This window comes from Blastococcus sp. SYSU DS0510, from assembly GCF_054050835.1.
Genome location: NZ_JBJHAC010000001.1, coordinates 108,272 through 122,988, shown reverse-complemented (window position 1 = coordinate 122,988; position 14,717 = coordinate 108,272). Strand labels below are relative to the sequence as shown.

10 protein-coding genes are annotated in these 14,717 nt (G+C 73.7%); 8 read left to right on the top strand and 2 right to left on the bottom strand.

Annotation, left to right across the window (positions count from 1 at the left end; genetic code table 11):
* Positions 1 to 67: 67 nt before the first annotated feature.
* The 5 genes from ilvD (at position 68) to ilvC (ending at position 8,558) form a co-directional block, all read left to right on the top strand.
* Positions 68 to 1,792, top strand: a complete 1,725-nt coding sequence (gene ilvD / locus ACI79P_RS00640; protein ID WP_456579105.1) for a dihydroxy-acid dehydratase — start codon at positions 68 to 70, stop codon at positions 1,790 to 1,792.
* 68 nt (positions 1,793 to 1,860) lie between these two features.
* A complete protein-coding gene (locus tag ACI79P_RS00635) occupies positions 1,861 to 4,692 on the top strand; it encodes a putative bifunctional diguanylate cyclase/phosphodiesterase (protein WP_456579104.1) in 2,832 nt (943 codons plus the stop codon).
* Positions 4,693 to 4,926: 234 nt separating this feature from the next.
* The gene (locus tag ACI79P_RS00630) at positions 4,927 to 6,810 is read left to right on the top strand and encodes an acetolactate synthase large subunit (RefSeq protein ID WP_456579103.1); all 1,884 of its coding nucleotides are present in this window, start codon (positions 4,927 to 4,929) and stop codon (positions 6,808 to 6,810) included.
* Positions 6,811 to 6,903: 93 nt separating this feature from the next.
* Positions 6,904 to 7,431, top strand: coding sequence for an acetolactate synthase small subunit (gene ilvN / locus ACI79P_RS00625; protein ID WP_091933248.1), 528 nt, complete (start codon positions 6,904 to 6,906; stop codon positions 7,429 to 7,431).
* Between the two features lie 98 nt (positions 7,432 to 7,529).
* Positions 7,530 to 8,558 (top strand): ketol-acid reductoisomerase, encoded by a 1,029-nt coding sequence (gene ilvC, locus ACI79P_RS00620; RefSeq protein ID WP_456579102.1) that lies wholly within the window; start codon positions 7,530 to 7,532, stop codon positions 8,556 to 8,558.
* Between the two features lie 125 nt (positions 8,559 to 8,683).
* Here ilvC and ACI79P_RS00615 read toward each other — a convergent pair whose 3' ends face one another.
* The gene (locus ACI79P_RS00615; RefSeq protein WP_456579101.1) at positions 8,684 to 9,301 is read right to left on the bottom strand and encodes a hypothetical protein; all 618 of its coding nucleotides are present in this window, start codon (positions 9,299 to 9,301) and stop codon (positions 8,684 to 8,686) included.
* 120 nt (positions 9,302 to 9,421) lie between these two features.
* Positions 9,422 to 10,177: a hypothetical protein gene (locus ACI79P_RS00610; RefSeq protein WP_456579100.1), complete on the bottom strand. Its 756-nt coding sequence runs from the start codon at positions 10,175 to 10,177 to the stop codon at positions 9,422 to 9,424.
* A gap of 113 nt (positions 10,178 to 10,290) precedes the next feature.
* On the opposite strand from ACI79P_RS00610, the gene serA reads away from it, so the two are divergent.
* From serA to cimA, 3 genes are all read left to right on the top strand, one after another.
* Entirely contained in the window at positions 10,291 to 11,892 is a 1,602-nt protein-coding gene (gene serA, locus ACI79P_RS00605) for a phosphoglycerate dehydrogenase (protein ID WP_456579099.1), read from the top strand.
* A gap of 16 nt (positions 11,893 to 11,908) precedes the next feature.
* The gene (locus tag ACI79P_RS00600) at positions 11,909 to 12,931 is read left to right on the top strand and encodes a 3-isopropylmalate dehydrogenase (RefSeq protein WP_456579098.1); all 1,023 of its coding nucleotides are present in this window, start codon (positions 11,909 to 11,911) and stop codon (positions 12,929 to 12,931) included.
* A gap of 173 nt (positions 12,932 to 13,104) precedes the next feature.
* Complete coding sequence (gene cimA / locus ACI79P_RS00595; protein WP_456579097.1) at positions 13,105 to 14,685, top strand: citramalate synthase; 1,581 nt, start codon at positions 13,105 to 13,107, stop codon at positions 14,683 to 14,685.
* Positions 14,686 to 14,717: the final 32 nt, after the last annotated feature.

The following is a 14,717-nucleotide window of genomic DNA, read 5'->3' as shown; positions in this document are numbered from 1 at the left end:
GGTGGTGTCGGTACTAGTACCACGGCAGTCTCCGCGATGCTGGACCCGCGGCCTAGCATCGTTTCCCGTGACGATCGGCGAGGACCTCATTCCCGGAAACGAGCCCGCGGGCGCGACCCACAGCCCGCTCAAGCCCCGCAGCCACGAGGTGACCGACGGGCTGGCCAAGGCCCCGGCGCGCGCGATGCTGCGCGCGGTCGGCATGGGCGACGAGGACTTCGCCAAGCCGCAGATCGGCGTGGCGTCCTCGTGGAACGAGATCACCCCGTGCAACCTCTCGCTGGACCGGCTGGCCAAGCGGGCCAAGGAGGGCGTGCACGCCGCCGGTGGCTTCCCGCTGGAGTTCGGCACCATCTCCGTCTCCGACGGCATCTCCATGGGCCACGAGGGCATGCGGGCCTCGCTGGTCTCCCGCGAGGTGATCGCCGACTCGGTCGAGACGGTCATGTTCGCGGAGCGGCTGGACGGCTCGGTGCTGCTGGCCGGCTGCGACAAGTCGCTCCCCGGCATGCTCATGGCCGCCGCACGGCTGGACCTGGCCAGCGTCTTCCTCTACTCGGGCTCCACGCTGCCGGGCAAGCTCGGCGACCGTGACCTGACGATCATCGACGTCTTCGAGGGCGTCGGCGCGTGCGCCCGCGGGCTCATCACCCAGGACGAGCTCGACGCGATCGAGCGGGCTGCCTGCCCGGGCATGGGCTCGTGCGGCGGCATGTACACCGCGAACACGATGGCCAGCGTCGCCGAGGCGATCGGCATGGCCCTGCCGGGCAGCGCCGCGCCGCCCGCCCCCGACAGCCGCCGCGACGCCTACGCGGTCGCCTCCGGCGAGGCGGTGGTCAACCTGCTCCGCAAGGGCATCACCGCGCGGCAGATCATGACCCGCGAGGCGTTCGAGAACGCCATCACCGTCGTCATGGCGCTGGGCGGCTCGACCAACGCCGTCCTGCACCTGCTCGCCATCGCCCACGAGGCCCAGGTCGAGCTGACCCTCGACGACTTCAACCGCATCGGCGACCGCACCCCGCACCTGGCCGACGTGAAGCCCTTCGGCAAGTACGTCATGACCGACGTCGACCGGGTCGGCGGCGTGCCGGTCGTCCTGCGCGCGCTGCTCGACGCCGGGCTCCTGCACGGCGACACGCTCACCGTCACCGGGAAGACGATGGCCGAGAACCTGGCCGACATCGCCCCGCCCGACCTCGACGGCACGATCGTGCACGCCATGAACGACCCGATCCACCGGACCGGCGGCCTGAGCATCCTGCGCGGCTCGCTCGCCCCCGAGGGCGCGGTCGTGAAGTCCGCCGGCTTCGACGCCGACGTCTTCGAGGGCACCGCCCGGGTGTTCGACGGCGAGCAGGGCGCCATGGACGCCGTCACGGACGGCACGCTGCAGCCCGGCGACGTCGTCGTCATCCGCTACGAGGGCCCGCGGGGTGGCCCGGGCATGCGGGAGATGCTCGCCGTCACCGGCGCGATCAAGGGTGCGGGGCTCGGCAAGGACGTCCTGCTGCTGACCGACGGCCGGTTCTCCGGAGGCACCACGGGCCTGTGCATCGGGCACGTCGCACCCGAGGCGACCGACGGCGGCCCGATCGCCTTCGTGCGGGACGGCGACCGGGTCCGGCTGGACCTGACCACCCGGACCCTCGACCTGCTCGTCGACGCCGACGAGCTCGCCCGCCGGGCCGAGGGCTGGGAGCCGCTCCCGCCGCGCTACACCACCGGTGTGCTCGGCAAGTACGCCAAGCTGGTCGGGTCGGCGGCGCAGGGCGCCATCTGCGGCTGACACCCGATCGGGTGAGGCCGGGGTGGGGCGGAGTCCACCGCCCCGGCCGGGGTGCCGACCAGAGGGTCGTGGACCTGGCCGCGCAGCGACGGGACGACGAGGCTGCGGCCCCGGCCGTCCCGCTGCCCGCCGTCCCCCCGTTCGCCGCCCCGCCGCGCACCGGCTCGGCCCCCGGGCTCCCGCCGGCCGCGTCCCCGGCGGAGCGGCGCGAGTCGCGGCTCCTCCACGTCCTCCTCGCCGTCCTGGCCGTGTCCGGGGCGGCCGTGGGGCCTGCCCTGGGCGCGGCCGCCGCCGAGGGTCTGTTCAGCGTGCTGCTGGCGGTCGGTGCCCTCACCACCGCCGCTGTCGTCGTCCGGCACGCGGCCCGGCTCGACCGCACCGCGCGGCGGCCGTGGCAGGCGTTCTCGGCGGTCGCCGTGCTGCTCGCCGTGGGTCGCCTGGCGAGCGTCGTGGACGGCGGGGCGGGCACGGTCGCGCACGCCGCGCAGGTGCTGGCGCTGCCCCTGGGGCTCGCCGCGTGCTGGCTGCTCCTGCCGCCGCGGAGCGAGCGGGCCGGTGTGCGAGAACTCCTCGACGGCGCCATCGTGGTGATCGCGGGGCTGCTGCTCGCCGGCCTGGTGCTGTCGCGGTCGGGTGCCCCCAGCGGCGGCGGGTACGTCGCGGTGCTGCAGGCGATGGGCTACCCCGCCGGCGGCGCGCTGCTCTGCGCGGTGGCGCTCCTGACCGTCTCCCGTGCGCCGGCGTCCCGCCGCGAGCCCGCGGTGTGGCTCCTGGTGTCGATGCTCGCGACCGCGGTCATGGCCGTCGTCGGGGCGCTCATCCGGGTGCTGGGCGAGACCCCCTCCGAGTTGCTCGTCAGCATCGCCTGGTCGGCGATGCTGGCGGCCGCCGTCCGGGCCGTCGACACCGATCGCGGGCACCACCGGGAACCCCGCCAGGACGCCGACGGCCTGCCGCTCTTCGGGCTCGCCGTCAGCCACGCGACCGCCTACGGCGTCGCCGGTGTGGTCATCTGGTTCCTCGTCACCGGGCACTCGTTCACGACGCCCGAGCAGGTGGCGATCGGGGTGCTGGTCCTCTGCACCTCGCTGCGCAGCCTGGTCTGGGTCGTCGACGGCGGCCGGCTCACCCGCCGGCTCCAGCGGGCCGAGGCCTACTTCCGGGCGCTCGCCGCCAGTGCCGAGGACGTCACCGTGGTGCTGGACGGCGACGGTCGGGTGCGCTGGGTCTCCGGCGCGGCCGACGGCCAGCTCGGCTGGTCCGAGCGGGAGCTCACCGGCCGCCGGCTGGCCGACCTGGTCGACCCCGGCGACCGCGCGGTGCTCGAGGGCGTCCTGCGCGGGGGCGTGCCCGCGGGCCCTGCCGCGCTGCCGCCCACCGTCCGGCTGGCCACCCGCACCGGCGACCACCGTGACGTCGAGCTGTCGGGCGCCGCCCGCGCCGGCATCCCGGGGAGCGCGCTGGGCTCGGGTCTGGTGCTGCACCTGCGCGACGTCACCGCCCGCCGGTCCACCGAGCGCGAGCTCGAGCGGATGGCCTACACCGACTACCTCACCGGCCTGCCGAACCGGGCCCGGTTCCTCACCGCCCTCGAGGACGCGCGGGCAGCGGCCACCGAGGGCCGCCCGGGCTGCGTGCTGCTGGTCGACCTCGACGGCTTCAAGGCCGTGAACGACGTGGCCGGTCACGACGCCGGCGACGAGCTGCTGGTCCAGGTCGCCGACCAGCTGCGCTCCGGAGCGCGGGAGCAGGACCTGGTCGCCCGTCTCGGTGGCGACGAGTTCGCGCTGCTGGTGCCCGGCGGCCTGGAGGAGGCCACCGGCCTGGCCGAGCGGCTGGTCGTGGCCCTCGACCGGTCGTTCCAGGCGCCGTCCCCCGGCGGGGAGGGCGCCGGTCCGCGCTTCGTGGTCTCGGGCAGCATCGGCCTGGCCGAGCTGGACCCTGCCGCGGAGGCGTCCGCGACCGTCCGCCAGGCCGATCTCGCGCTGCGCGCCGCGAAGGCCGCGGGGAAGCGCTGCGTGCGCTCCTCGGGCGAGGCGATCGACGAGGCCGTGGGACGGCGCACCCGGCTGGCCCGCGACCTGCCCGCGGCGCTCGCCGAGGGGCAGCTGCGCGTGCTGTACCAGCCCGTCGTCGGCGTGCACGACCGCCGCGTGCTGGGCCTCGAGGCGCTGGTGCGCTGGGAGCACCCGCTGCTGGGCACCGTGCCCCCGGACGAGTTCATCGCGCTGGCCGAGGAGGACGGCCTGATCGTCCCGCTCCAGCGCTGGGTGCTCGGGGAGGCGACCGAGCGGGCGGCCGTGCTGCTGGCCGACGGCTGGGACGTGCAGATGGGCGTCAACGTGTCGGTGCGCCACCTGCAGGCCGGGTGCCTGGCCCCGGACGTGGCCGCCGCGCTCACCGCCGCCCGGCTGCCCGCGAGCAAGCTGATCCTGGAGATCACCGAGTCCGTCCTCCTGGACGTGCACGACGGGGTGCTCAGCGACCTGGAGACGCTCCGTGGCATGGGCGTCGTCCTCTCGCTCGACGACTTCGGCCAGGGGTGGTCGTCCCTGGCCTACCTGGCCCGGTTGCCGGTGCAGATCCTGAAGATGGACCGGGCCTTCGTCGCCGGCATCGACACCGACCCGCGCGGTCGCGCGCTCGTGGCCAGCGTCGTGGACCTCGGCCGCGCGCTCGGGATGGACGTCGTCGCCGAGGGCGTCGAGACTGAGGCCCAGCTGGCCGAGCTGCAGGCCATGGACTGCCGCTACCTGCAGGGCTACCTGTTCGGCAGGCCCATGCCGTTCACCGAGCTGCGGGCGCTGCTGGCGAGCTTCGACGACTCGGTCCTGGACGTCCCGCAGCCGAGCCGCTCGAAAATGGACCGGGGTGTCCACCTGGTGGGACGCGACGGTTGACGACGGGCCGCCTGCGGGCGCACAGTGTCCCCGTGCCTCGCACCAGCATGCTCGCCGACGCCCGCACCCACGGCGTCCTCGTAATCGCCTAGCGCGTCCGGTCACCGACCGACGCGCTGACCCTTCGTGCCTGCGGCACGAGGGGTTTTTTGTTGGCCGTGATCCGCCGCACAGCGAGCACGCCGCCCGTCGCACCAGCCCGTACCACGCCGCAAGGCACAGGAGACCCGCGCGATGACCAGCACCCCCCACGAGGCCCCCGACTCCGAGGCCACCACCCGCGAGGCCGCCGCGTCGCTGACCGGCGTCGAGACCACGGCCCGCTCGGTCGCCGACGCCGCCGCCCAGCCGGCCACCGGCATCACGGGCGCGCAGAGCCTCGTCCGGTCCCTGGAGGCAGTGGGCGTCGACGTGGTCTTCGGCATCCCCGGCGGCGCGATCCTCCCGGCCTACGACCCGCTCTTCGACTCCCACGTGCACCACGTGCTGGTCCGCCACGAGCAGGGCGCCGGCCACGCCGCCACCGGCTACGCCCAGGCCACCGGCCGCGTCGGGGTCTGCATGGCGACGTCGGGCCCGGGCGCGACCAACCTGGTCACCCCGCTGGCCGACGCCTACATGGACTCGGTCCCGATCGTCGCGATCACCGGGCAGGTGCCCAGCGCCGCCATCGGCACCGACGCCTTCCAGGAGGCCGACATCCGCGGCATCACGATGCCGGTCACCAAGCACAACTTCCTGGTCACCAGCGCCGCGGAGATCCCGCAGCGGATCGCGGAGGCGTTCCACCTGGCCGCCACCGGCCGGCCCGGCCCGGTCCTGGTCGACATCCCCAAGGACGTCCTGCAGGCGACCACCGACTTCTCCTGGCCGCCGCGGCTGGACCTCCCCGGCTACAAGCCGACCACCCGCCCGCACGGCAAGCAGGTGCGCGAGGCGGCGGCGCTCGTCGCCGGCGCCCGCCGGCCGGTCCTCTACGTCGGCGGTGGCGTGCTCAAGGCGCGGGCGACCGACGAGCTGGCCGCGCTCGCCGAGCTGACCGGGGCGCCGGTGGTCACCACGCTCATGGCCCGCGGCGCGTTCCCGGACAGCGACCCCCGGCACCTGGGCATGCCCGGGATGCACGGCACCGTCGCGGCGGTCACCGCGTTGCAGAAGGCCGACCTCATCGTCGCGCTGGGCGCGCGCTTCGACGACCGGGTGACCGGGGAGCTGTCCAGCTTCGCGCCCGAGGCACAGGTCATCCACGCCGACATCGACCCGGCCGAGATCGGGAAGAACCGCAAGGCCGACGTCCCGATCGTGGGCGACGCGAAGGAGACCATCGCCCAGCTGGTCGAGGCGCTGCGCGCGGAGCACGCGGCCGGCCGCACGCCGGACCTGGCGGCCTGGTGGGCCCAGCTGGACGACTGGCGCGAGCGCTACCCGCTCGGCTACGACTGGCCCGAGGACGGTGCGCTGTCGCCGCAGTACGTGATCGAGCGGCTCGGCGCCATCGCCGGGCCGGAGGCGATCTACACCTCCGGCGTCGGCCAGCACCAGATGTGGGCCGCGCAGTTCATCAAGTACGAGCTGCCGGGCACCTGGCTCAACAGCGGGGGCCTCGGGACCATGGGCTACGCCGTGCCCGCGGCGATGGGGGCCAAGTACGGCCGCCCCGAGGCCACCGTCTGGGCCATCGACGGCGACGGCTGCTTCCAGATGACCAACCAGGAGCTCGCCACCTGCGCGATCGAGGGGATCCCGGTCAAGATCGCCGTCATCAACAACGGCAACCTCGGCATGGTCCGGCAGTGGCAGACCCTCTTCTACGAGGGCCGCTACTCCAACACCAAGCTGCACGCGCGGAACGCCGACGGCACCCCGAAGCCGGTGCGCATCCCCGACTTCGTCGCGCTCGCCGAGGCGCTGGGCTGCGTGGGCCTGCGGTGCGAGACCAAGGAGGAGGTCGATGCGGTCATCCAGAAGGCGATGGAGATCGACGACGCCCCGGTGGTCATCGACTTCGTCGTGGGGGCCGACGCCCAGGTGTGGCCGATGGTGGCCGCGGGCGCCAGCAACGACGCGATCCTGGCCGCGCGCGACCTGCGCCCGGTCTTCGGCGACGGACAGGTGTAGGGACCCTCCCTCCCCACCACCTCGCTCCGCTCGGCGGTGGGCCCCTGGGAGGGGGCCGCCGCTGGTGACGACTTCCTGGAAAGGAACCGTGAGATGTCGCGCCACACCCTGTCGGTCCTGGTCGAGAACAAGTCCGGTGTCCTGGCCCGCGTCTCGGCGCTGTTCAGCCGCCGCGGGTTCAACATCGAGTCCCTCGCCGTCGGGCCGACCGAGAACCCCGACCTGTCCCGCATGACGATCGTCGTCGACGCGGAGAGCCAGCCGCTCGAGCAGATCACCAAGCAGCTGAACAAGCTCATCGAGATCATCAAGATCGTCGAGCTGGACGGCGAGGCCGCCGTGCAGCGCGAGCTCCTGCTCGTCAAGGTGCGCGCGCCGATGGCCGAGCGCACCCAGGTGCTGCAGACCGCGGAGCTCTTCCGGGCCCGCGTCGTCGACGTCAACCCGGACACGGTGACGCTCGAGGCGACCGGGACGCCCGACAAGCTGCAGGCGCTGCTGGCGGTGCTCGCACCGCTCGGCATCAAGGAGATGGCCCAGTCGGGCACCGTGGCCCTGGGCCGGGGCCCGCGCGCCATGAGCGGCGCCGGTACCTTGCGGCCGGTCGAGCGCACCGCCTGACGAAGGACCCCCTCGCCCCCCACGAGGCGCTCCGCACCCCGCGGGGCCCTGCGAGGGGGCCGTTCCAGCACCTCACCAATCGAAGGAGCACCTACCGCATGGCCGCCGAGATCTTCTACGACGACGACGCCGACCTCTCGATCATCCAGGGGCGGACCGTCGCCGTCCTGGGCTACGGCAGCCAGGGCCACGCCCACGCGCTGTCGCTGCGCGACTCCGGCGTCGACGTCCGCGTCGGCCTGCCCGAGGGCAGCAAGAGCCGGGCCAAGGCCGAGGCCGAGGGTCTGCGGGTGGTCACGCCCGCCGAGGCGGCCGCCGAGGCCGACCTGATCATGATCCTGGCGCCGGACCACGTCCAGCGGCACCTCTACGCCGAGTCGGTGGAGCCCAACCTGCAGGACGGCGACGCGCTGTTCTTCGGCCACGGCTTCAACATCCGCTTCGGCTACATCAAGCCCCCGGCCGGCGTCGACGTCGCGATGGTCGCCCCCAAGGGCCCGGGCCACCTGGTGCGCCGCGAGTTCGAGAACGGCAAGGGGGTGCCCTGCCTGGTCGCGGTCGAGCAGGACGCCAGCGGCAACGCCCTGCAGCTCGCGCTCTCCTACGCCAAGGGCATCGGCGGTGCCCGCGCCGGCGTCATCAAGACGACCTTCGCCGAGGAGACCGAGACCGACCTGTTCGGCGAGCAGGCCGTGCTCTGCGGTGGCGCGAGCGCGCTGATCACCGCCGGGTTCGAGACGCTGACCGAGGCCGGCTACCAGCCCGAGGTCGCCTACTTCGAGTGCCTGCACGAGCTGAAGCTGATCGTCGACCTCATGTACGAGGGCGGCATCGCCAAGCAGCGCTGGTCGGTGTCCGACACCGCCGAGTACGGCGACTACACCTCCGGCCCCAAGGTCATCGACGCCCGCGTCAAGGAGTCGATGAAGGAGGTCCTCGACGCGATCAAGGACGGCTCCTGGGCCGCCGCCTTCATCGCCGACCAGGACGCCGGGGCGCCGGACTTCAGGGCCAAGCGGGCCGCCGCCGAGGCGCACCCCATCGAGGAGACCGGGCGCAAGCTGCGCGGGCTCATGAGCTGGGTGTCGGCGTCCGACGACTACACCGGGACCGCCGCCCGGAACTGAGGAAGGACCACCCTTCCCCCCCACGCCTCGCAGGCTCGGCGCGGGACCCTGAAGGGTGGCCGTTCCACCACGTGGCACGGCCCCCGCTGCGCAGGCAGCGGGGGCCGTTCTCGTGCGGCGGGAGGTCAGACGGACTGACCGCGCGAGGCGAAGTACTGCCGGGACTGCTCGGTGCGCAGCAGCACGACGATGAGGATCGGCAGCACGAAGCCCAGCAGGCCGGTGAAGACGAAGCCCTCCTCCTGCACCAGGCTCCAGAGCAGGTACAGCAGCTGCAGCGCGATGGACGCGTAGCTGCCCAGCAGCAGCAGCTTGGGGTCCTGCCCGCGCAGCACCTGGATGCCGCCGAGGAGCAGCACGACGGCCGCCGCGAACGACAGCAGGGCCAGGATGCCGAGCAGCGCGTCGATCTCGAAGAGCGCGCCGATCGCGAAGAGGGTCAGCAGCCCGCCGAGCGTGCCCAGGCCGCCGATGATCACGCCGATGACGGCGGCCGCGGTGACCTGACCCGGGCGCTGACCGCCGGGCGCCTGACCGTAGCCGGGAGGGGCGCTGGGGTAGCCGCCCGGCTGCTGGCCGTAGCCCTGGCCGTACTGCGGGGCGGGCTGCTGGCCGTACCCCTGGCCGGGCTGCTGGCCGTAGCCCTGGCCGGGCTGCTGGCCGGGCGGCGGGCCCCAGCCCGGCTGGCCCTGCGGCGAACCCCCCTGCGGGTGGTCGGGATCGGAACCGGTAGGGCTGGACATGGTGGCTTCCTCCTGCTCGGGGTCCCCGGCGCGATAGCCGCGGACGTGTCGTAGGGATGGTCACACCGGCGCGGAAGTCGGGCACCCCCGAGCGGATCGCTCCGGCCGGAGGCACCCGGTTCAGCGACCGGTCCGGCGGTACCGGTGGGCGGCGAAGAACTGGCCGGCCGGCTTCAGCGACAGCAGGACGACGATCGCCAGCGCCGCCAGGAAGAAGAGCAGATTGACCACGACGTCCCCTGCGGTCCCGTCGACGAGGCTGCCGAGGAGGCCGATCGTCGTGAAGGTCAGGGCGATCGAGCCGCCCACCAGCAGGAGCACCCGGCTGCGGCCGGTCAGCGCCCAGATCGAGCCCCAGACCATGAGCACCGTCCACCCCAGCGCGAGCACGCCGAAGACGATCAGCGCCCCTCCGACGGCGCCGGTCATGGCACCGAAGCCGGGGATCTCCTCGTCCAGCCCGCCGCCGGCGCCGCTGGCGGCCGCGCCGATGATCAGGAGGAAGAAGGTGACGAGCAGACCGATCGCGCCGTAGACGAGACCGAGCACGGCCGCCGTGATCACCCCGCCCGGCTTCGCGGGGACACCCGGGTCGCCGTACTGCTGGGGGTAGCCGGGGGCGCCGTACTGCTGGGGGTAGCCGGGCTGCGCGTACTGCGGCTGCTGCCCGTACTGGTCCTGCCCGTAGCCGCCCTGGCCGTACTGCGGTTGCTGCCCGAACTGCGGCTGCCCGTACTGCGGCTGCTGGCCGTACTGCTGCCCGTACTCGCCCTGGCCGCCGTACTGCTGCTCGTAGGAGGGCCGGCCGGGCTCCGGACCGCTGCCGGCACCGTGCGGCTGGGACTCGGGACGACCCTCGTCGTCGGACTGGCTCACTGTTCTCCTCCGTCGCGGCGGGCGTGCACCGGCTTCGCAAGCCAGGATGTCGGTGCCGCCGGGCGGGGGCAAGGACCCCCGGGTGAGCCGCTGCGTCCCTAGGCTCTCCTCTCGTGACCACGACCGCACCCGTCGTCCTGATCGCCGAGGAGCTGGCGCCCTGCGCGCTCGGGGCGCTCGGGACCGACGTCGAGATCCGGCACGTCGACGGCGCCGACCGAGCGGAGCTGCTCCCTGCGCTGGCCGAGGCGGCGGCCGTCGTCATCCGCAGCGCCACCCGGATCGACGCCGAGGCGCTGGCCGCGGCCCCGCGCCTGCAGGTCGTCGCCCGGGCGGGCATCGGCCTGGACAACGTCGACGTCGCCGCCGCCACCGGGCGCGGCGTGCTGGTGGTGAACGCACCGACCGCGAACGTCGTCAGCGCCGCGGAGCACGCCGTCGCGCTGCTGCTGGCCGCCGCCCGGCACATCCCGGCCGCCGACGCGTCCCTGCGCGCGGGCAGGTGGGACCGGTCCGCCTTCACGGGGGTCGAGCTCGCCGGCAAGACCGTCGGCGTGGTCGGCCTCGGCCGCATCGGCCAGCTCGTCGCGCAGCGCCTCGCGGCCTTCGACGTCGAGCTGGTCGCGCACGACCCCTACATCCAGCCCGGCCGGGCCGCCCAGCTCGGCGTCCGCCTGGTCTCCCTCGAGGAGCTGCTGCGGGAGTCGGACGTCCTCACCATCCACCTGCCGAGGACGCCGGAGACCCTCGGCCTGATCGGAGCCGCGGAGCTCGCGGCGACGAAGCGCGGGGTGGTGGTCGTCAACGCCGCCCGCGGCGGCCTGGTCGACGAGGCGGCGCTGGCCGACGCGCTGCGGACCGGCCAGGTCGGCGCCGCCGGTCTCGACGTCTTCGCCGAGGAGCCGTGCACCGGCAGCCCGCTGTTCGATCTCCCGAACACGGTCGTCACGCCGCACCTCGGTGCGTCGACGGCCGAGGCGCAGGACAAGGCCGGGACCGCCGTCGCCCGCTCGGTGCGGCTGGCGCTGCGGGGCGAGTTCGTCCCCGATGCGGTGAACGTGCAGGCCGGCGGCGTCGTCGCCGAGGAGGTGCGGCCGGGCCTGCCGCTGGCCGAGAAGCTGGGCCGGGTCTTCACCTCCGTCGCCGACGGGCTCGCGCAGTCGGTCACCGTGGAGGTCCGGGGCACCCTGGCCGAGTTCGACGTCTCGGTGCTGCCGCTCGCGGTGCTCAAGGGGGTCTTCTCCGGCGTGGTGGAGGAGCAGGTCACCTACGTCAACGCGCCCCTGCTCGCCGAGCAGCGGGGCCTGGAGGTGGTCCTCACCAGCGACCCCGAGAGCCCGACGTTCCGCACCTACGTCCGGGTGTGCGGTGCCATGGCCGACGGCACGCAGGTCACCGTCGCCGGCACCCTCTTCGGCAAGAACCAGGCGCCGCGGCTGACCGAGGTCGCCGGCTTCGAGATCGACCTCGCCGCCTCCGGGCACCTGCTGTTCTTCGTCTACGCCGACCGCCCCGGGGTGGTCGGCGCGGTCGGCGCCGAGCTGGGGGAGGCCGGGGTCAACATCGCCGGCGCCCAGGTGAGCCCGTCCGACGAGGGCGGTGAGGCGCTCATGGCGGTGACCGTCGACAGCCCGGTCGGACCGGAGCTGCTCCAGCGGATCGCCGCCCGCATCGGGGCGTCGGCAGCCCGGGCCGCGGACCTGAGCACCCTCTGACCTAGGGTCCCTGACCATGCGCCTGGCAGTGATCCCCGGAGACGGCATCGGACCCGAGGTCGTGGAGGAGGGGCTCAAGGTCCTCCGCGCGGTCGCCCCCGACCTGGAGGCGACCCCCTACGACCTGGGCGCCGCGCGGTGGCAGCGCACCGGCGAGCTGCTGCCCGACGCCGTGCTCGACGAGCTCCGGCAGCACGACGCCATCCTGCTCGGCGCCATCGGCGACCCCAGCGTCCCGCCGGGCATCCTCGAGCGCGGGCTGCTGCTGCGGTTGCGCTTCGAGCTGGACCACCACGTCAACCTGCGCCCCGCGCGGCTGTTCGACGGCGTCCGCAGCCCGCTCGCCGACGCCGGCCCGATCGACATGCTCTGCGTCCGCGAGGGCACCGAGGGCCCCTACGTCGGCAACGGCGGAGTCCTGCGCAAGGACACCCCGCAGGAGGTCGCCACCGAGGTCAGCCTCAACACCGCCTTCGGTGTGGAGCGCGTCGTCCGCTACGCCTTCGAGCGGGCCGTCGCCCGCCCGCGCAAGCACCTGACCCTGATCCACAAGACCAACGTGCTCACCCACGCCGGCGGTCTCTGGTCGCGGATCGTGGAGGAGGTGTCGGTCGAGTTCCCGGAGGTGACCGTCGCCTACCAGCACGTCGACGCCGCCTCGATGTTCTTCATCACCGACCCGGGCCGCTACGACGTGATCGTCACCGACAACCTCTTCGGCGACATCGTCACCGACGTCGCGGCCGCGGTGACCGGCGGCATCGGCCTGGCGGCCAGCGGCAACCTCGACGCCTCGGGCACCAACCCGAGCATGTTCGAGCCGGTGCACGGCTCCGCCCCGGACATCGCCGGCCAGGGCATCGCCGACCCCACGGCCACCGTGCTCTCCGTGGGCCTCCTGCTGGAGCACCTGGGCCGCAGCGAGCAGGCGCGGAAGGTCGACGCCGCCGTCGCCTTCGACCTGTCCACACGCGACCCGGGCGCCACGATCCGAACCGCCGACGTCGGCGACCGGATCGCCGCCCTCGCCGGCGGCTGAGGGCGGCCGTCATCGTCGGGGCCGTCCCGTTGTGATTCACTGACCGGGATGCACCCCAGCGGCACGATCATCATCGCCTAGCGCGCAGTCACCTCCCCGACTGCGCGCAGACCTCCCGTACCCGGGGGGTCTTTTTCGTGTTCGGGCCGTCCACCACCGCCCCGGGAGACCCCATGACCAGCACCGACTTCCACGTCTTCGACACCACGCTGCGCGACGGCGCCCAGCGCGAGGGCATCAGCTACTCGGTCGCGGACAAGCTCGCGGTCGCCCGGCTGCTGGACGAGATCGGGGTCGGCTTCATCGAGGGCGGCTGGCCCGGCGCGCTGCCGAAGGACACCGAGTTCTTCTCCCGGGCCCGCACCGAGCTCCACCTCAAGCACGCGCAGCTGGTCGCCTTCGGCGCCACCCGCAAGGCCGGCGTCGCCGTCGAGGACGACCCGCAGGTCCGCGCGCTGCTCGACGCGCAGACGCCGGTGGTCTGCCTGGTCGCCAAGTCCGACGTCCGCCACGTGCGGGAGGCGCTGCGCACCACGCTGGAGGAGAACCTCGCGATGGTCGCCGACACCGTCGCCTACCTGGTGTCCGAGGGGCGCCGGGTGTTCCTCGACTGCGAGCACTTCTTCGACGGCTACGCGGCCGACCACGACTACGGGGTGCGGGTGCTGCAGGCGGCGTTCGAGGCCGGGGCCGAGGTCGGCGTCCTGTGCGACACCAACGGCGGCATGCTCCCGATGGACGTCGGCCGGGTGGTCGCCGAGGTGCGCTCCCGGGTCGAGGGGAAGCTCGGCATCCACTGCCAGGACGACACCGGGTGCGCCGTGGCCAACACCCTGGCCGCGGTCGAGGCCGGGGTCACCCACGTGCAGGGGACGGCGAACGGCTACGGGGAGCGGGCCGGTAACGCCGACACCTTCGCGCTGATCGGCAACCTGGTCACCAAGATGGGGATCCCCGCCGTGCCGGCCGAGTGCCTGCCCGAGCTGCAGCGGGTCAGCCACGCCATCGCCGAGCTCGCCAACATCGCCCCCGACGAGCACCAGCCCTTCGTGGGCGCCTCGGCGTTCGCGCACAAGGCCGGCCTGCACGCCAGCGCGATCAAGGTCAGCCCGGAGCTCTACAACCACCTCGACCCCGCGGTCGTCGGCAACGACATGCGCATCCTCGTCACCGAGATGGCCGGCCGGGCGTCGGTCGAGCTGAAGGGCCGCGAGCTCGGCGTGGACCTCGCCGGCCAGACCGACGCTATCGGCCGGGTGGTCGACCAGGTCAAGGTGCTCGAGGCCGACGGCTGGTCGTTCGAGGCCGCCGACGCCTCCTTCGAGCTGCTGCTGCGCTCCCAGCTGCCGGAGGCGCCGCCGCCGCTGTTCGAGCTGGAGAGCTACAGGACCTCCGTCGAGCACTGGGGCAACGGCGTGGTGGTCAGCGAGGCGACGGTCAAGGTGCACGTCGACGGCGAGCGGATCATCAGCACCGGAGAGGGCAACGGGCCGGTGAACGCCCTCGACAACGCGCTCCGCCAGGCGCTGGTGCACCGCTACCCGCAGCTGGCCGAGGTCTCCCTGGCCGACTACAAGGTCCGCATCCTCGGGTGGAAGGGTGGCACCAGCGCGACCACCCGCGTGCTCATCGACACCACCGACGGGGTGGGGGAGTGGACCACCGTCGGCGTCCACGCCAACATCGTCGAGGCCTCGTGGCACGCGCTGGTGGACGCGCTGACCTACGCGGTGCTGCGTCATCCTCAGCCGTAGCGGTCGCCCTCAGCCGTAGCGGTCGTCCTCAG